Here is a 17,638-nt window from a genome sequence, read left to right as displayed (position 1 = left end):
CGTCGCCCCAGGTCGGAGCATCGTGACCGCTCCTTGGTGAGAATGAGTCGTACTTATCTGGGATCCCAGGACGGTAGAAGGTATGCTCTTGTGCGGCGGAGGCAGTCGGTCATGCGGAACGTGGCCCTGACGAAGGAGAAGCACCCGGTGGACGGCGCGCCATCAGAGAGGGCATCGGATGCGCGACCGGGTGCCCCGGCAGCGAACGGCGCCGCATACCGGCCCGGTTACGAAGTCGTCTCGGAGCAGATCCTCAAGTTGATCGCGGCGAGGCAGCTGCAACCGGGCGACCGGATGCCGACGGAGAACGAGCTGGCCTCGTCGCTCGGCACCAGCAGGACGGTCGTGCGCGAGGCGGTGAAGATCCTCTCGGCGATCGGCCGGGTCCGCGCCCAGAAGGGGCGGGGACTCTACGTCGCGGACGATGAGGGCATGCTCGGCTCGTCGCGCTGGGGCGGATTCTTCATGCCGACGGACCTCGACCAGATCTTCATGCTCTTCGAGTTCCGCCGCGTGCAGGAGACGGCCGCAAGCCGGCTCGCCGCGACCCGCGCCATCCCGGCGGAGCTGCGGGCGATCAAGGACGCCATGGATCTGTGCCGGGAGGGGCACGAGACGGGCCGCGACGCGCTCTTCGACCAGGGCGACGACGCGTTCCACCTCGGTGTCGCCGAGGCCTCGCACAACCCCTTCCTCGTCGCCGCCGTCCGCGAGGCCCGGCGGCTGCAGCGTCAGTCCAACACCATCGGCATGCACGGAGCGCTCGGCGACCACGCCAAGGACGCGATCGTGGAGCACGCCGCCATCTACGGCGCGATCCGCGACGGCGACCCGGACGCCGCGGCGGAGGCGACCAACGTTCATCTGGACAAGACGCTCGAGGACTACCGGCGAGAGATCCAGCGCCGCGTCTTCGGCTCGGGTTCGACCGAGAGCTGTTGACCCCTTCAGTGGGTGTGGACCGTTGGCGCGATCTTCGACAGCGATCACGGAGCGGCAGTACGCTTCACGTCAATTCGCCGACCTCTGCGCCGAGTCGAGTGTCATCCAGTCCATGGGCGCGGTCGGCACGAGCGCGAACAACGCCGCCTGCGAGTCCTTCCACACCTCTCTGAAAGACTCCGTTGGCCGATTCGCTGAATCGCTGTTCTGATCTTGGACGCTGGGCCAGTCTGGTGAGTACCAGCTCCAACTCGCGGGGAAGCAAGGAGGACTTGGCGATGTCGCTGCGTCCGGTTCCTGTCCCGCCTGTTCCCGAGATGAATGATTCCAAGGGGTGGCTGCGGACGTGAGGCGAGGGAGGCCAAGGTCCGGATGTGACGCCGGACTTGGACTCCCTCGCGACCGCACTCTATGTGAAGACCGACGACCTGTTGAAGGATTCGCCGCAGCTCGCTCCGTGGCGTTCCGGCGGTCGGTAAATCGCCGCGGCTCAGCGATGCCGGGCTGGAAACGCTGGCGATGATGCAGGCGATGCTGGGCTCCACCTCCGAGGCCAGGTGGCTGCGTCATGGGCACGCTCACCTGCGGCATCTGTTCCCGTACGTGCCGAAGCAGCCCGGCTACAACAAGCGCCTGCGCAAAGCTGCCGGACTCATCCGGCACGCCAGCCGGGTACTGGCCATGGACACCGCGCGGTGGACCGACGACGTGTGGGTGGTGGACTCCACACCGGTCGAGTGCGGCCGCTCCCGGGAAACCGTCAAGCGGTCCGACCTCGGGGGCTGGGCCCAGTACGGCTACTGCGCCAGCCATTCGCGCTACTTCTGCGGACTGCGACTGCACCTGGCATGCACCCTCGGCGGGCTGCCGATCGCCTTCGCGCTGACCAGGGCGAAGGCCGACGAGCGCCGAGACCCTGCTCGACATCCTCGACATCCTCGCCATCGAGCCGACGCTCGCGGACGAACGGCCCGGGCAGACACTGATCGGTGACAAGAACTACTTCGGCCGTGAGTTCGAGACGCAACTGGCCGCGTTGGGCGACGAACTGCTGCGTCCGGCCCGCAAGGGCGAGGCCGAGCGGGCCGGGGCGCAACTGTTCAAACCGCTGCGGCTGGTCATCGAGTTGATTAACGAGACGTTCAAAGGGCAGCTCGACCTGGAGCGCCACCGCGCCCGCACTCCTGGTGGGGTGATGGTCCGTGTGCTCCAGCGGATCCTCGCGATGACCGCCGCCAAGTGGCACAACCACCACACCGGCCAGCCCGTCATGCGCTCACTGACCGCCTACGATCACTGACTGCGAGGCTGGTCGTCGGCGCGTCACGGGGGCGGCGACCGAGTCCCGCTGTCGGCGAACGCGCCGGGGTCGAGCATCGGAGAACTCGCGACCTGCGGCGCCGTACTCGCGTTACTTGCCGTCCAGTGCTGCCACCAGCTGCGGCAGGGTGCCGCTGGCCGCAATGAGAGCCAAGTGGTCGTGGAAGTCCCTGCTGTGGACGATCACGCCGTCGCGGACCCTCAGTACCTGGATGTTGGCGGACTCGAAGGTCTTCCCAGTCGGCCGGTGGTGCACCTGGTAGTCCCATTCGGCGACGATCAGCTCTGGGTCGTCGGTCTCCCGGATCACCACGTTCGCCGGGGTCAGCTCCACCGGACTGGCTGCGGCGACCTGAGCGAACCGCTCCTTGAGTGCGGCCCGCCCCTCGGTGCGGCGCGGGCCGACCGGTTCGAAGACGGTCTCCACCACGGCGTCATCGGCGTAGAGCCCGGCCAGTTCGGAGTATCGGCCTGCGGCGATGTTGTCGAGCAGCTTGGTGAAGACCTCGCGTGGTGTCAGCGTTTCGGGCATGGCCAGCCTCCGCCGGAATCCGTCGCTAGAATCGGACTAGCGAGTCCGCTTTGACGATACGGACTGGACACTCCGCTTGTCCAGCAGGGCTCTGCGGAGGCGAGGAAGGCTGTAGGGGATGAGTGGTGCCAAGGAGCGCCCGCTGCGGGCGGACGCGGCCCGTAACCGGGCCAGGCTGCTGGACGTCGCCACGGAGGTGTTCACCACCCGTGGCGTGGGTGTGCCGACCGAGGAGATCGCCCGGACCGCGGGGGTCGGAGTCGGCACGCTCTTCCGGCACTTCCCGACCAAGGAAGCGCTGCTGGAAGCCGTGATGGTGCGCAGGCTGGAGGCGATCGCAGCCCAGACCGCGCGTCTGGCCGCCGAAATGGAGCCCGCCGACGCCTTCTTCGCCTGCTTCCGCCTGGTTGCCGAACAGTCCGCGGGCAAGAACGAGTTCGCCCGGGCACTCGCCGCAGCGGGAATGGACGCGCATGCAGCCCTACGGGAGTCCAGCGAGGTGATCCAGGCCCAGCTTGCCGCACTTCTGGACGCGGCACAGCGGGCCGGAGTTGTCCGCCCGGACCTCAGCCTGCCAGAACTGATCGCCCTGCTGGCCGGCACCAGCACGACGATGGAGCACCTCGGAGCAGACCCAGCCTCCCAGCAACGGATCTTCAATGTGGTCTTCGACGGACTCCGACCGCACTGACCGACCACGTGCCGCGTTCGCCGTGCCCTTGCTGAAGGGAATGCGGGCCAGACAGTCAATGAAGGCACTGGACTCAGGCGACTGACCCCTTGGAATCGATCATCGAGGCGACCGCGCGGGTGGCATGTGCCGCGTTCCGCAAGGGCTGTCCGGCCATGCGGTACCTGACGAGCTGGGCCCGCTGTTCTGCGACGAGCAGTTCGCTTCCGCCTTCCCACGGCGGGGTGGTCCTGCACTCTCGCCGGGGCAGCTGGCGAGCCGATCTCCAGGACGAGGTGGCCGGGCTGGAGTCGGGCGGACTCGAGCATGTCGGCCTGCAGCCACGGTGCAGAGATGGAACTGCGGACTTTCCCCTCTGTCGTGTACAGGGTGGGGATCTTGTCGTTGGCGTACGCCGTCTCAAGAGGCACTTCGGGGGCGAAAGCGTGCCGGGGCACGGTGCGCAGGGCCTTGTCGACCGCAAAGGTGCGGATGTGGCCGTCGTCGGCGAGCTGGTCAGTCAACTGGTGGCGCAGCGAGCCTGCTTCGTCGAGGCCGGTGGTGGGGGGTGTCGTCACGGCGGGCCTTCCGGTCGATCGGGTCATGCGGGATCCGCGACGGTGGGTGCGGCAGGTTTCGGGATGCTGGCGGCAGGGGCGTACTGGGCGGCCTGTGCGTCGAACATGGCGGCGTACCGGCCACGTGCGCCGATGAGTTCGTCGTGGGTGCCGTGTTCGGCGAGGCGGCCCTGATGCAGGACGTAGATGCGGTCGGCGTGCCGGACGCCGGACATGCGGTGGGTGACCAGGACGACGGCACGGTTCGGGGCGGCGAGTCGGCGGATGCGTTCGAAGGCTTCGATTTCGGCTTCCGGGTCGAGGGCGGAGGTGGGCTCGTCCACGATGAGCACGCCGTCGGCTGCCGAGGTGGAGCTGCGCCAGTGGGTTCGAGCGAGCCCGATCTTCTGCCACTCCCCGCCGGACAGTTCGCTGGCACCGCGGAACATTCGGGCCAGCAGGCTTCGCAGGCCGTCGGGAAGTTTCGCGATGACCGGCGCCGCCCCCGCATAGTCGACGGACGGCTGGAGACTCTCGGCGTCGGCTTCCTGGGCGGGTCGGCCGATCCGGATGTTCAATGCCGCTGTCACGGGCCAGCGTTGAAAGTCCTGGGTGAGCAGTGCCACGCGTTCGAAGACCTCGGAGCGGTCCAGGCAGGCGACCTCCGCCTCGCCCCACAGGACGGTCCCGCCCTGCGGCAGCAACAGGCCCGACAACACCTTCATCAGTGTGCTCTTACCGGATCCGTTCTCCCCGACCACAGCGGTGACCGAGCCCATGGGCAGCGTGAGTGACACCTCGTCCAAGGCGGGAGCATCGCGGTCCGGGTAGCGGTAGCGGACCCGGTCCAGTACGACCTGCTTCACCCGCACCGGAACGGGAGCGCCCCCGCTGGGAATGGTGCGTTGCGCCGCCTCGTCCAGGAAGCGGGCGTGGTCACGGACGTAGAGGGACTCCTCGTGCAACTGGTTCACGTTCATCACCAGCGCGCCCAGGCTCGCCGAGCCGGACCGAACGGCGACGACGGCGGTCCCGGCCACGGCCAGACTCATGTGCCCGCTCATGATCAGCAAAAACATGGCCCCGTACGTCGCGGCCATGGCGAGGCCGGACAACGCCGAGGCCACCCACTCGGTGACAGCCTTGCTGGACGCCAGCCGCTCCTGCTCCGTCTCGGCACTCTCGGCCATCCGCTCGTAGCGGCTGAGCAAGAACGGACCCACAGCGTGGATCCGCACCTCCTGCGCGGCGCTGCGCTCGGTCAACAGGTTGCCGATGAGGCGGCTGGCCCGTACGTGCTCAATCCAGCTCATGACCGACACGTACCGTTCCTGCGCCACCCGCATCGCGCCCCAGCCGCGCGGCGCCGCGATCAGGATCATCATCGGCAAGAGGACCGGGTGGAGGATGGTGAGCACGCCGGCCGTGGAGATCAAGGAGATGCTGCCGTTCAGCGCGGCCACGCACGCAGAGATCATGCGTCGGGCGGAACTGGCGCCGTACTGGGCGACGTCGATCAGCCGCCGGAACTCCGGGTCCTCAATGGCCTCCAGCTCCACTGACGCGGCAGCGGCCAGGTACTGAGTCGTGGCGATCCGCTCGACCATCGGCTCCAGCCGGCCCGCCCGCGAAGTGGACCACCCGGCCAGACCCGAGTTGGCCATGGCAGCACAGGCGGCTCCTGCTAAGCCCGGCAGCACTGCCTGCAACCGCTGCTCGGGAGTGCCCGAACCGAGTAGCGCGTGCATGACGGCGTTGACCGCGAGCAACCCGATCGCCGCGGCGACACCCTGCCCGATCTCGCTGATCGCGACAGCGACCAAAGCGCGCCGGTCCGCGTGCCACGCCATCCGCAACGTCGCCCCGACCAGTCTCGGCATGGAGCGCAGAGCGGAGATCATGGTCAAGTCCAATGATGCGTGCTCGTGCTTGGACCAGCCCATGTCGTAGCGCAAAGGACCGCCGAACAACTCCCGCTCGGCGTCGGAGACCTCCGGCTCGGCCATCCGTACGCGTCCGAAGAACCTCTTCACCACGCACCCCCAAATGCAGGCCAGTTCAGTGCCCCATGCGAGCGCCCGCGGGCGGGCACCTGGACAACGGTGCGGCATGGGGAGCCAGTCCGCGCCGGGCATGCGGGGATCCGTCCCCTCATGACCGCGGATACGACACGGTCGTAAACAGACCAGTACGACTCCGTCAGACTCGTGGTGACGCCGCCGTCCTCAAGCCCCGCAGTGGGCGGCTGCGACAGGTGTGCATGGCGCGGAGTCGGTGCCTCGCCCTGCAGGCTGCCACCGGCAGCGCTGCTGGCACTCATACGCCCCGCCTCGTATTCGCTTGTGATGAGCGCAGAGCGGCGGCGTCAGCGTGCTGCACCGGGTTGGCGGGGTGCAGGACTCCAGGCTGATGCTGTTCGAATCCAGCGGGCTGATTCACGGTGAGGGGCACGGGGGTCATGAAGTCCTCCATTTGGGGTTCGGAATGGACGTGACGCTCTGAGAACGCGTCCGTCGTGCTCGCGTCCGGTGCATCAGGGTCGGTTCCTCGTGTGTTTTGGCCGTAGTCAACGGACCTTTCGCGCATGAGCTGGCTCGTTCGTGGGGCTCAACGAGCCAGCGGGAAGTTCGAACACATGTGTTTCGGTCGGACGTAGAACCCCGGGATAGAGCGCGCGTGGGTGAGTGCGGGGTGCACCGACCCTTGCTGTGCACGGGGTCGGGTTCGGTGCGGTGGTGGCCGAAACGCCGAGCGCGCTACTGACGCGTGAGTGCGGCACGTCGCGCAGGGCCTGGCCGGGTTAGAGCTGTTCGCAAGAGCGCCCGTACGTACTGGTCTACGGACATCTTGAGGACTGCCGCGGTCGTGGCCCGGCGCCGGTGCAGCCCGCAGCCGGCCCGGACAACGCGGTGGCAACTGCTCCGCGCAAGAAGGCTTCTGCCGAATCCGCTACTGGCGAGCCCACGGGAGCGAAGGAAGCCGCTGGCATGCAGGGCGCCACGACCAGAAAGAAGTCGGTGACCAAGATGCAGGCGAATAAAGCGTCCACTCGAGGTCTGGAGATGGTCGACGGTGTCCATGTCGTGATCTTCCTGCGCTCGCCGCGCCCAAGCAGCTGCGACAGCGCCAGTCCGCGCTATGGTGGTTGCTCGCCGTTGCGGAGGACTCTTTTGAGCGTGGCCCACGGGGCATGTACCCAGTGGATTCCCCCAGCTCCAGCGATTCGCCGCTTCCGGCAGTTGCCGGTTCCGGAAGGGGCCACAGCCTTCCGCGGCGGTGAGCGCCCTCGTAACTTTGGTGTTGAGCACGCGGGATGCGCTGCTCACGGGCTCATTCCTCGTGGAGGGAGAACACGATGAAGCAGGTTTACGAGGCTCCGATGCTGGTTGCGATGGGCGCCTTCCGGGTCATCACCGGTCTGCTGGAATTTCACGGCAACGACGAGCTCGTCCTCAGCAAGAACGGCTGACGCCTACCAAGTCGCCGGGACAGTGATGTCTGAGCGGAGCGTCATGCCGGGCCATGGCGAGTCGTGCTTCGCGGTCCTACCGGACCGGGAAGTGGCGCTCGCCGTGGCCCCTCTTGTGGGCGGCGCGAGGGGCCCGCGGTTGTGCCACCCTTCGGGGCGGCCGTGGCTGGTCGGCCGGTGGGCCGAGGGCGAACTGGTGGCGGCAGCCGTCCGCGATACCCGGCTGGTGGTGATCGGCGACCATGCGGTGGGCGAAGGCCAACTGGCGGCCGAGGCCGCGCGGTTGCGGGACCCGGCCGAACTAGGTGCCATTGCCCGCCGGTTGCCCGGCTGCTTCCATCTGCTGGCGCTGGTGGACGGCACAACGCGGGTGCAGGGGCCCGCGTCTGGCCTGCGCCTGGTATTCCACGGGCGCGTCGACGGAATGGAGATCGTGGCCGACCGGGCCGATACCCTCGCCGCGCTGATGGGCGCGCCGGTCGACGAACGACAGGTGGCAGCACGGTTGTTGTGGCCGGTTCCACATCCGCTGCTCCACAACAGCCTCTGGCGCGGTGTCGATACGGTACCTCCCGGGGAAGCCCTGGTGATCGCCCCGACCGGAAGCGCCTCCCGACGGACACGCTGGTGGACGCCGCCGGAACCGGTACGCCCGCTGGCCGCCCAGTCCGAGCGGATTCGCGACGCACTCTCCGAGGCCGTGCAGGTACGTACCCGCGCGGGAGGTGTGATCAGCTGCGACCTGTCCGGCGGTCTCGACTCCACCTCCGTGACCTTCCTCGCCGCCCGCGGCAAGGCCCATGTAGTGGCCGGAACCCGTCCCGGCCGCGACCCCGCCGACGACGACCTGATGTGGGCGCGGCGAGCCATCGCCCATCTGCCCGAGGTGGAACACGTGGTGTGGCCGCCCGAAGCCAAACCACTGGTCTACGAAGACCTGTCACGGATCGACGATGTGCTCGATGAGCCCACCATCGGTGTGATGGACCGGGCACGGCTGGTCACCCGCCTGCCCGCGCTGATCGCCCGCGGCAGCCGACGGCATCTGACAGGCATCGGCGGTGACCATGTCGCCTGGCCGGCGGAGGCACACTTCCACGCGGTGCTACGCCGACGGCCGCTGTTCGCACTGCGGCAGTTGCGGGGGTTCCGCGCCCTGTGGGACTGGCCACTGCCCGGCATGGCGCGGGCGCTTGCCGACTCCCGGCCGTATCAGCGCTGGCTGCGCGACGCCGCAGAGGGGTTGGGGCGCCCCCAACCGGCCAGGGTCACCGGCACCTTGGGCTGGGGCATGCCGCCGAGGCTCTTCTCATGGGCGTCGCCCGAGGCGCTCCGACTCGCCGCGGATGTGCTCGGCGAGGCCGCCGACTCCGCCGTACCGCTGGGCCCAACCCCAGGGGAACACAAGGACCTTCAGCAGATCAGGAGCACCACGCGTATCATCCGCCAGTGGGACTGGGCCTGCGCCAGAGAGGGCCTGCCGATGTCCCACCCGTACTTCGACGACCAGGTGATCGAGGAGTGCCTCGCGGTCCTCCCGGAAGACCGCGTGTCGCCCTGGCAGTACAAGCCGCTGCTGGTGGCGGCGATGCGCGGAGTCGTTCCCGACGAGTGTCTGGCCCGATCCAGCAAGGCGCAGGCGGCGCTGGATGCCGCCCAGGGACTGCGTAGCCACCGAGGCGAGTTGCTGGCCCTGTGGAGCGATTCACGGCTGGCCCGGATGGGGCTGATCGACACCGCGCACCTGCGCGGCCTGGCACTGCGGCCGGACACACCCGAGCTGCGCGAGGCGATCCTTTACTCCACGATCGCCTGCGAGATCTGGCTGCGCACCTTGGAGAACCGGCCGTCCGCCGTGCCGTCCTCCGGCGCACCGTAAGCAGTCGTGAGCAATCGCAAGCAGTCACAAGCGGTCGTGAGCGCGTGTGATCAGTCGTGAGCAGGAGGCGAAGAGAGATGGCCCTGCGGTTCCGGTCCCAAGTGTCCACCGTGGATACCGAATACGGCACCGTGCTGCTCGACGAGCGCACCGGAGCGTACTGGCAGCTCAACCCCACCGGTGCGGCGGTGGTCCGGATGCTGCTCGACGGATACGACCCGGAGCAGGCGGCGGCCGCGCTGACCGAGAAGTACGACGTCGACGCCGAACAGGCCCGCCGCGATGTGGCCGCGTTGGTGGACGGTTTGCGCGGCGCTGAGTTGGTGACCTCGTGAGTTCGCCCGGAGCGCTGTACCGCCCCGGTCCGGTGCCGTGGCGGCTGCGTGCCGTCGCGCGTATCGCGGTGGTGCTCGCACGGGCGCTGGTGCTGCTGCCGCCGCGGCGCATCCGGTCGTTGCTCGGCGCGGTACGGCACGGCGCCCGCCCCGCCACGTACGCACAGGCCAGCGATGCGCGCAACGCCGTGCTCGCGGTCAGCCTGCGATGCAGCGGCCCCAAGGGGTGCCTGCCGCGCTCCCTGGCGACGGTACTGGTCTGCCGGGCGCGCGGCACCTGGCCGAGCTGGTGCGTCGGGGTGCGGGCGCTGCCGCCGCCCGCGGCGCACGCCTGGGTGGAGGCGCAGGGCCGTCCCGTTGATGAACAGGTGCCGGCGGAGTACTTTCGCGCGCTGTTCACCGTTCCTCCGGTGGTATCGGAAGACCCTGCTGACTGCTTGGTTGACGTAGTTTCGGACCGATCTCAACTGCCCGCCGAATAGGCCACGCGAATTTTAGGTAGAAGTAGGGCAGGTACGTGGCGGAGCGGCCGCAGCTGGGCCGCCGATGGCAGGAGGTAAGGGTCGTGTACGCCCGACTGAAGATAACGCAGCGCTGACACTTGCCGTCCACTCTCTGCTATTTGGCAAGGACATGGTCCTGTGGCGCTGTCCGAAGAAACTTCCGAAGAGTCTTCCGAAGTTACCGCCGAGCATCTCTTTGACCGATTCACTGATTATCTGGAAATCCTCCTCGGTTCAGAGGCGGTTGAGCACCGTTTCGGCCAACTGCTCGCCGCGGCCGAGCATGTGTACAGCGTGCTCCCATCCGCCCTCTGTCATCCGCAGGCGACCTGGCGCCACCTTCTGGCGACGCACAAGCACACACGGGTCCTGGTCGAGGGAAGGGCGGCGCGTTGCCAGGCCGCGGTCCGGTGGATCAACGAACTCACCAGGCACGGGCCGGAGGTACGTGTCCACGTCGGCCTCAACGGCCCTTCCGCGCACCCGGTGTTCGTCTTCGACGGGCAATTCTCGGTGGTGCTGTTGGACCGGTCGGACACCGACCGCACGGCGCTGCTCTGTAAGGGGGTGCTCGCGGCGGCGCATCGCATGCTGTTCGAGGCCCTGTGGGCCTGTTCGCTGCGGCAGGCGAGCGAGGGGTCGGCCGGGCTCTCCGTCCGGGAGGTGCGGATCATCGGGCTGCTGCTGGCGGGCGCCACCGATGAGCAGGCCGCGACCCGGATGGGAGTGAGCGCGCGCACGATACGTACCGTCGTCGCCCGACTCCAACAGCGCTACGGCACCAACTCCCGTATGGCGCTGGGTTTTCATCTCGCTTGTTCTGGCGGATGCGCCGACCGCGCTCTGCTGTTCCAGCCGATTTCGGCTCATCGACCAGGCGCTCACCGGCCACCCCGCGATTCCCTTTCTTGAGGTAAGCAGCGGTCGAGAAGCCGCCTCAGCTTGGGTAGTTGTTCCTCGCCTGTCCAGCCACGCTTCGTGCGGTGACTGGGACGCCAAGGCCCATCAGAACATTGTCATCTGCAGGGCAGGGGCTCACAGGTTTCGCTCGGTGAAGCGGCGCGGCCGGGGGAGGTGCTGCCACCGGGGCGGTGAGCAATGCTCAGGACTTGTGGATCGGTTCCGGGAGGGCATGCGGAGGGGGTTGAGTGGCCCGGGCCACTCACTCGTGATGTGGTCAGCGTCGAAGGTCGGCGGGTTGGCCTGCTCGACGTAACGCGTGTTCAGGGGCTCGCCAGCCAGTCGGTGTACCAGGTGCGAAAACCGGGGCTCACCGGTACGAACCCACCCCAGTCCGGATCGATCTGCCAGACCTGGCCAGCTCGGGGGCCGTTTAGGACCAGCCGCGTGAAGATGCCGCAGCCCTGTTCGGCCAACATGAGTGTGCCCTGGGTCGGTGCATCGGCCGGTGTGCGGATCCGGCCGGGCAGAGGTGCGGTGAGAGGGAACGGCTCAGCGAGTCGGCCCGGCAGTCGGTCGTCCCGCCACTCGGCGTCCACGGCCCACTCCTCGTCGGCTTCCGGGCGGGCGACGGTCAACGGCATCAACCCATGGCTGGGGCCGGCGGGGCCGTTGCCCACTTCAGCGACGAAAGACCGGTACTCCAATGGCAGATCGACGCCGTGGGATTCCTCGAACGCCCGGATCTCCGCCTCCGGCAGCCGAGGCGCCAACTCGTACCGGTGCGTGTCCGCCCCGAAGCGCACCAGTCCCGGATCCCGTGCTGCCATCTCCCGGATCCGTGCGCGTACGCCGTCCCCGTCCCAGCTCTCCATCCAGTGACCGTAACAAGGGCGTCTGCGGGTCTGCTGCACGATCGGGTGACATCACCCAAACCTGCAGCAGACCCGTGCACCTGTCTGTCTGCGGCGAAGCACCCATCGGACTGGCCAGCCCAGGTGCCCCGCCGCATGCCGCCGACTCCGAGCCGTCCCAGTGGCGCGAAGTGTCCGATCTGCCGTGGCACTGTCCCCGCGCCACTCACGGTTGCTTCCAGGAGCCGTCACCAACAGCCCTGAAATTGAGGGCAATTGGGAACCGGCAGTAGCAAGGTCATCACGATACTGTGGACCTGCTCGCCCTTATGGCCACAGAAAGTTGTATGCGATGAAGGTGTACAAGATCATAGTGATCCACAACGGTGAGGCACCCCGGCCCGATGAGGTTCAGGCGATTGCCGACTACGTACAGAACAACTTGGGGCACGACACCGCAGGTGCCGGGCTCACCGTGTCCCGGATTCTTGCTTCGGTCCCGGACAATGACCTGATGATGGCGATCTTGGTCAGGATGGACGCGGAGGGAGAGCTTCCCGGCGGGGACATCTCCAAGGCTTTCTTGCAGGAACTGAACACCACGAAAGGAAAGGTCGTCCTGGGGATCGTGCCTCGGGTGTAGGCCCCTCCGCTGCAGCGGAGTTGGGTTCGCAACCGCCGCAACACGCCGTGAGCTGCAAAGGCACGAATCGCCTCGTTCGTCGATCGAAACTGAGCGAGCGGGCCAGCACGGCCGGTTGCGTCGGCATGAACGCCGTTCTGTGGCCTGGGTGTCGGCCGCGTCTCGACGGCTGTCAATGCATGAACAGGCGTCCGCCCATTAGGCACCCGACAGGTCACTGCCCGCTACGACCCAGTGATCTGGAGGTCAGGGCGTCGGCCTGAGCCGTTCCAGGATATGAGTGCCCAGCAGCCTGACATCGTTCGGGCGTTCCGTCCCAAGCTTCTCGGAAAGGTCCGCCAGATGCAGATCGACCGCGGTATCCACACCGTCGGCGAGACGGTCCACGGTCGGCTTCGCTCGGACACGACAGGCGAGGAACGCGGCTGAGGCGACGATGGCCGCAGGCCACCATAGCGAGGCGGCGGCAGCATACCCCACGCCCCACACGGCGAGGCAAGCACTCGCAATATAGTCGGCTCGGGCCGGCGCGATAGCGGCCTGGAGCTGCTCAGGAACGACGGCGTGAAGGCGTGGCCAGACCAGTTGCAGGTCACTGAGGCCATAGAGCTCCTCCGTTCGCCGGGCCGTCGCGCCGAAGCGCTCCGCGATCCTGGTCGGGCCGGTCGGCCATGCCGGTCCGATGCGATGAAGGCGCCTTCGGAGGAGGACGATCCTGCCCTCTCGACGTGATTCCCCAGAGGTCGATCCGGGCGGCAGGGCACTGGCCCGGATCGCTGCCTTCAAACGGTCCGCTGCCTTCTGCCACCGCTTCCTGCGCCTCCGCAACAGCCAGCTCGCGGGCGGCTGATGGGCTGGCGACGTCCAGCACATCTGGACAGCCGACCCAAGAGCGTCAGCGAGCAGCCCGGCGGCCGCAGATGCCAGCGACACTCCGACTGCGATCAACACGCCAACAAGAACGGAGTGGGCCGTCGAGCGCGTGGCGAGATCGTTCAGTTATGCCGCGAGGGACGGAAGACTCAGCGCTCTGCGCTGCCCCGACAGCAGCCCGATGGCCAGGGTGGCCGTAAAGAAGAGGCCCGGCAGCAGCAGGACCTGCCCCCAACGATCAGCGGCTTTCGAGCTCAATGCCGCGGCGAGAGTCGTCACCGTGGGTGAATCCTGTACGGCCTCATCCGGCTGTCGCCCGGCTACGCAGGCGGGAGGCCCGGTTGTCTCCTCCGGCAGCACGACGCGAGGACAGCGAGCCAAAGAGCACGTCCATCCGACGGTGGTGGGCCTCGCGGTCATGTCCGGCGGCAAGGTGGACTCCGCGGCAGGGGTGAGGAAGGTCCGAGCCCCACGCTGCGCAGTACCCGTTCAATCTCATGAACAAGGTCGGCGATCCGCTCCGCTCCGCCGCCGTCCTCAATGATCCGCCTCAGCTGCGGCCTGTCGCTCAGTTGCGCGCACAGGACCGCTACGCGCATACGGGGTGCCCCATGCTGTTCCCCTCCCCGGCAGCCCCGGTGCGTCGCTCGGGGCGCTCATGCAACGGATATCCCGCTAAAAGCTACACCGCCCGGTCGGAGGGCTCGTAGCATCGACCGTGGCCGGCGCATCAGTTCCTGCGTCAGCGAACCTCGGGGGTGCAGGTCACAGTGATGGACCGTCAGAAGAGTCTTCAGGAAATCTATTCCACTGCGATGGGCTTGCTGATGGCATACGAGGAGTCCGGGCGCCAACAGGACCTCATGTCCGGGATGGAACTCCTGCGCAAGGCGATCGGATTCCTGGCGCCAGGTGATCCCACGCGGGGACTGCTGTGGGGGAACTACACCGTGGCACTGCAGATGTTGTACGAGGAGACCGGGGACGTCCGCGATCTCGAACAGGCGGTCTCCGCCGCAGGAACCGCGACCGCTGAGGTCCCTCGCGACCACCCGGCTCGCATCGCGTTCGTTGGGGACCACGTCAATGTGCTCCGCAAACTCTACGAACGGACGGGGCGCGCCGCCCACCTTGAGAAGGCCGTGGAAATCGGTGAGCGGGCGGCACGGCAGCTCCCGGAGCATCCGGGCGCCGCGCACGGTGGTTTCCTGAACAACCTGGCGATCGCGCTGCGGTGTGAGTCCGAGCGAACCGGGGATGTCGACGCGTTGCGCAGGTCCGCTCATTATGCGCGTGTGGCGGTGGCGGCAGCGCCGTCGGAGGCACCGCAGAGAACGGAGGCACTCCTGTCGCTGGGGGTCGCGTTGCAGGAACTCGGCAAGCGGACCGGTGACGACAGCGCTCTGCGGGAGGCGGTGGCCTGCGGCCGCGAGGCGGTGACCATGGCCCACAACGAGTCGATTCGTGCTACCGCCCTCGACGATCTGGGAATCGCGTTGCGCATGTCCTTCGAACGCACCGGTGAGCTCAGCGAGATCCAGGAGGCCGTGGAGTGCGGCCGTCAAGCGGTGGCCGATGGTGTCCGGAGACACCGGGAGCCGACCTTTTTCGCCAATCTGAGTGTCTCGTTGAACGCCCTTGCCGAACGTACCGGATCGCTGGACGCGCTCGAAGAGGCGGTGGACACAGCCAGAAGAGCGGTGGCTCAGGGGTCACCGGACCAGACCGACCATGGGGTGTTCCTCGATACCCTGAGCAACACGTTACGCGCGCGCTATCGACGCAGCGGTGACATGGCCTCCTTGGAGGAGGCGGTGGAGGTCGGCAGGCTGGCGGTTGCCGCAACCCCGCCCGGCCACGTCGATCACCACACGTCGAAGAACAACCTCGCTCTCAGCCTGCGATCGCTCCACACGCGGACTCGTCGCCACGGTGCGCTCGCGGAAGCCGTCGAGCTGACACGCGACGTCGTGGTGGCCACGGACGGACAGGCGAGCCACGGCCTCTACCTGTACAACCTGAGTGGCGTCCTCGGCGAGCTGTACGGGGAGGAAGGGGATCTCAACACGCTGCGGGAAGCCGTAAGTGTGGCCCGCGCGGCGTCACGGGCCACACCGTCCGACCACCCCGATCAGGCACGCCGACTCGGAATGCTGGGCCAGCGGCTTGTCCAGCTCTTCGAAGAGACTCGGGACCGGACGCTTCTGGTGGAGGCGTCTGACGCCCTCAACGCAGCGGTGCGAAGCACACCCGGCGATCACCCCCTGCGGACGTCGTATCTGTACGACCTTGCCCGAGCGCTCAAGTTCCGGGCCGAGGAGAGTCAATCCGTCGATCTCCTTGAGGAGGCCTGCGCCTGCTACCGCGAGGTCGCGGAGCAGGCCGCAGCCTCGACACTGAACCGAATCCTGGCGTATCGGGAACTCTCCCTGCTGACCATTGACGCCGGCCGTCCGGCCGAGGCGCTGCAATGGATCGAACGGGCGGTGGACCTGCTGGAGATGCTGGCTCCGGGCACTCTGCAACGCGATGACCGCCAGTTCCGATTGGCTCAGCTGAACAGCAGCATCTCCGGTGACGCCGTTGCGGCAGCCCTGCACGCCGGTGATCCGGGCAGGGCTATCGAGCTTCTGGAGCGCACCCGCGGGATCCTCGCCGCCGACACCGTCGGCGTGCGGGGGCCGGACCACGTCAGGCTGCGCGAACACGCTCCCGATCTGGCCCGACGACTGGACCAGGTCCGATCCCTCCTGGACAACCTGGAGAGCGCTCAGGCCGCCCAGGTCATGGACGACGTCTCTCCTGGCCGGCGCCGGGATCACGGCATTGCCCAGCAGGTCGCGGTCGAACGGCAACATGCCTACGAAGAATGGCAACATCTTGTGGCGCAGGCACGGGCGCTGCCTGGCTTCCAGACCTATCTCAGGCCGGGGATCGAGCAACTGTCGCAGAACGTTCCCGAAGACGGCGTGGTGGTCTTCATCACGACGAGCAGCGTGCGGTGCGACGCACTAGTCGCCACGGGCGATCCAGGACAACCGGTCCTTGTGGTGCCCTTGGAGGGCCTCACTCAAGAACGTGCGTACGAGCAGGTCAATCGGCTGATCGACGCACGGCTGCTGGCTGCCGACAACCAGCAGGATCCCCTTCACCGTATCGCCGCCCAACAGGAAATCCTCTCGGTCCTGACCTGGTTGTGGCACACCGTCACCGACCCCGTACTCACCCGGCTCGGCCATGTAGCCACGCCTCAGGACGACGACCGCGAGCCACGCGTCTGGTGGTGCCCGGTAGGGGGCATGGCGCCGCTTCCGTTCCATGCCGCGGGCGACTACTCGCGGGCCGGGGCCGTCACCTGTGGAAGCTCGGTGCTCGACCGAGTCGTCTCGTCGTACACCACTACGCTGCGCTCGCTTGAACGGAACAGCGCGATGCCGGTGGCGCACTCTGATTCCTCGACGGTGATCGTCCCGGTTCCCGACGTAGCAGGGGCCCCACTCCGCGGCGTCACACGGGAGGTGCAGTCGCTGTCCACAGTGCTTCCGGACGCGCGTGTGCTCGCTTCTCCCACGAGGGGCGCCGTCCTCAGCGCGTTGCCGAACCATCGGATCGCCCACTTCGCCTGCCACGGTTACGCCGACATCACACGCCCCAGTGAGAGCCGGCTCATCCTCACCGATTACGTGACCGACCCCCTGACGGTCGCAGACATTAGCCGACTGCAACTCTCAGCCGAGCTGGCCTTCCTCTCGGCGTGTGACACGACGGTCACCCCGTCCAGACTGGCCGACGAAGCCGTGCACATCACCGGGGCATTCCAGCTGGCGGGATTCCGTCAGGTCATCGGGACCCTGTGGGCTGTGGACGACCAGGTAGAGGCGGATCTCGCCATCGACTTCTACCACCGGCTCACCAACGGCGGCACCACTGCACCCGAGACCGCCCGCTCGCCGTACGCGCTTCACAGGGCGGTCCGGAAGCTGCGCGCTCAGTATCCGAAGTCGCCGATGCTCTGGGCGGCTCAGGTACACGTCGGTGCGTGAGCACGATTCTCACTGCTCTGGCGCGTAGTGGGCGGTGAACAGGTAGAGCTGAGCCTGAATGGGGACGTCGGGTGGCAGCGCGTTGTTCCGCGTGCTCACCGCGGTCGGCCTACCGTTG

13 protein-coding genes and 3 pseudogenes are annotated in these 17,638 nt (G+C 67.6%); 11 read left to right on the top strand and 5 right to left on the bottom strand.

Translation table 11 applies throughout. The annotated features are described in order from the left end of the window. Positions 1-111 precede the first annotated feature (111 nt). The 3 genes and pseudogenes from AC4OXY_RS00515 to AC4OXY_RS00505 all read left to right on the top strand — a co-directional run bounded on the left by AC4OXY_RS00515 (position 112) and on the right by AC4OXY_RS00505 (position 2,242). Positions 112-942, top strand: a complete 831-nt coding sequence (locus AC4OXY_RS00515; protein ID WP_491992818.1) for a FadR/GntR family transcriptional regulator — start codon at positions 112-114, stop codon at positions 940-942. A gap of 24 nt (positions 943-966) precedes the next feature. Next, positions 967-1,117, top strand: a pseudogene (locus AC4OXY_RS00510) (IS3-like element ISRhosp5 family transposase); the annotation flags it as partial. Positions 1,118-1,316: 199 nt separating this feature from the next. Beyond that, a pseudogene (locus AC4OXY_RS00505) lies at positions 1,317-2,242 on the top strand (IS982 family transposase). Positions 2,243-2,353: 111 nt separating this feature from the next. Here AC4OXY_RS00505 and AC4OXY_RS00500 read toward each other — a convergent pair. Then, the gene (locus tag AC4OXY_RS00500) at positions 2,354-2,794 is read right to left on the bottom strand and encodes a nuclear transport factor 2 family protein (protein WP_376295767.1); all 441 of its coding nucleotides are present in this window, start codon (positions 2,792-2,794) and stop codon (positions 2,354-2,356) included. 118 nt (positions 2,795-2,912) lie between these two features. On the opposite strand from AC4OXY_RS00500, the gene AC4OXY_RS00495 reads away from it, so the two are divergent. Then, positions 2,913-3,485: a TetR/AcrR family transcriptional regulator gene (locus AC4OXY_RS00495; RefSeq protein WP_491992817.1), complete on the top strand. Its 573-nt coding sequence runs from the start codon at positions 2,913-2,915 to the stop codon at positions 3,483-3,485. A 266-nt stretch (positions 3,486-3,751) separates the two neighbouring features. On the opposite strand, the pseudogene AC4OXY_RS00490 reads toward AC4OXY_RS00495, so the two are convergent. Both AC4OXY_RS00490 and AC4OXY_RS00485 read right to left on the bottom strand, forming a co-directional pair. Then, a pseudogene (locus AC4OXY_RS00490) lies at positions 3,752-4,069 on the bottom strand (methyltransferase, FxLD system); the annotation flags it as partial. Beyond that, the gene (locus AC4OXY_RS00485; RefSeq protein WP_376295765.1) at positions 4,066-6,054 is read right to left on the bottom strand and encodes an ATP-binding cassette domain-containing protein; all 1,989 of its coding nucleotides are present in this window, start codon (positions 6,052-6,054) and stop codon (positions 4,066-4,068) included. The gene AC4OXY_RS00485 and the pseudogene AC4OXY_RS00490, both read right to left, overlap by 4 nt. 1,322 nt (positions 6,055-7,376) lie before the next feature. Here AC4OXY_RS00485 and AC4OXY_RS00480 point away from each other — a divergent pair. The 5 genes from AC4OXY_RS00480 (at position 7,377) to AC4OXY_RS00460 (ending at position 11,119) form a co-directional block, all read left to right on the top strand. After that, complete coding sequence (locus AC4OXY_RS00480) at positions 7,377-7,490, top strand: keywimysin-related RiPP (protein ID WP_376295764.1); 114 nt, start codon at positions 7,377-7,379, stop codon at positions 7,488-7,490. Positions 7,491-7,629: 139 nt separating this feature from the next. Continuing rightward, a complete protein-coding gene (locus AC4OXY_RS00475) occupies positions 7,630-9,369 on the top strand; it encodes an asparagine synthase-related protein (RefSeq protein ID WP_402070909.1) in 1,740 nt (579 codons plus the stop codon). Positions 9,370-9,446: 77 nt separating this feature from the next. Beyond that, positions 9,447-9,704: a lasso peptide biosynthesis PqqD family chaperone gene (locus AC4OXY_RS00470; protein ID WP_376295761.1), complete on the top strand. Its 258-nt coding sequence runs from the start codon at positions 9,447-9,449 to the stop codon at positions 9,702-9,704. Then, positions 9,701-10,186 carry a lasso peptide biosynthesis B2 protein gene (locus tag AC4OXY_RS00465; protein WP_402070912.1) on the top strand — a complete coding sequence of 162 codons (486 nt, stop codon included), beginning with the start codon at positions 9,701-9,703 and terminating at the stop codon, positions 10,184-10,186. The genes AC4OXY_RS00470 and AC4OXY_RS00465 overlap by 4 nt, the downstream gene beginning before the upstream one ends. Positions 10,187-10,345: 159 nt before the next feature. Then, a complete protein-coding gene (locus tag AC4OXY_RS00460) occupies positions 10,346-11,119 on the top strand; it encodes a helix-turn-helix transcriptional regulator (protein WP_491992816.1) in 774 nt (257 codons plus the stop codon). Between the two features lie 311 nt (positions 11,120-11,430). On the opposite strand, the gene AC4OXY_RS00455 is transcribed toward AC4OXY_RS00460, so the two are convergent. Further along, entirely contained in the window at positions 11,431-11,982 is a 552-nt protein-coding gene (locus tag AC4OXY_RS00455; RefSeq protein ID WP_491992815.1) for an SMI1/KNR4 family protein, read from the bottom strand. A gap of 331 nt (positions 11,983-12,313) precedes the next feature. Between AC4OXY_RS00455 and AC4OXY_RS00450 the strand changes: the two genes are divergently transcribed. Then, complete coding sequence (locus tag AC4OXY_RS00450) at positions 12,314-12,604, top strand: hypothetical protein (RefSeq protein WP_376295755.1); 291 nt, start codon at positions 12,314-12,316, stop codon at positions 12,602-12,604. A 246-nt stretch (positions 12,605-12,850) separates the two neighbouring features. Here the strand turns inward: AC4OXY_RS00450 and AC4OXY_RS00445 are convergent, their stop codons facing one another. Further along, positions 12,851-12,991 carry a hypothetical protein gene (locus AC4OXY_RS00445; protein WP_491992814.1) on the bottom strand — a complete coding sequence of 47 codons (141 nt, stop codon included), beginning with the start codon at positions 12,989-12,991 and terminating at the stop codon, positions 12,851-12,853. Positions 12,992-14,250: 1,259 nt separating this feature from the next. Between AC4OXY_RS00445 and AC4OXY_RS00440 the strand changes: the two genes are divergently transcribed. After that, complete coding sequence (locus AC4OXY_RS00440) at positions 14,251-17,520, top strand: CHAT domain-containing protein (protein ID WP_491992813.1); 3,270 nt, start codon at positions 14,251-14,253, stop codon at positions 17,518-17,520. Positions 17,521-17,638: the final 118 nt, after the last annotated feature.

This window comes from Streptomyces sp. HUAS MG56 (assembly GCF_058673395.1).
The sequence above is the reverse complement of the archived record's forward strand: the minus strand, read 5'-3'. Positions and strand labels throughout refer to the sequence as shown.

Excerpts from the sequence above, each read along its gene's own strand:
- AC4OXY_RS00515 (WP_491992818.1), top strand. The coding sequence starts at position 112 with ATGCGGAACGTGGCCCTGACGAAGGAGAAGCACCCGGTGGACGGCGCG.
- AC4OXY_RS00500 (WP_376295767.1), bottom strand. The coding sequence starts at position 2,794 with ATGCCCGAAACGCTGACACCACGCGAGGTCTTCACCAAGCTGCTCGAC.
- AC4OXY_RS00495 (WP_491992817.1), top strand. The coding sequence starts at position 2,913 with ATGAGTGGTGCCAAGGAGCGCCCGCTGCGGGCGGACGCGGCCCGTAAC.
- AC4OXY_RS00480 (WP_376295764.1), top strand. The coding sequence starts at position 7,377 with ATGAAGCAGGTTTACGAGGCTCCGATGCTGGTTGCGATGGGCGCCTTC.
- AC4OXY_RS00470 (WP_376295761.1), top strand. The coding sequence starts at position 9,447 with ATGGCCCTGCGGTTCCGGTCCCAAGTGTCCACCGTGGATACCGAATAC.
- AC4OXY_RS00455 (WP_491992815.1), bottom strand. The coding sequence starts at position 11,982 with ATGGAGAGCTGGGACGGGGACGGCGTACGCGCACGGATCCGGGAGATG.
- AC4OXY_RS00450 (WP_376295755.1), top strand. The coding sequence starts at position 12,314 with ATGAAGGTGTACAAGATCATAGTGATCCACAACGGTGAGGCACCCCGG.
- AC4OXY_RS00440 (WP_491992813.1), top strand. The coding sequence starts at position 14,251 with ATGGACCGTCAGAAGAGTCTTCAGGAAATCTATTCCACTGCGATGGGC.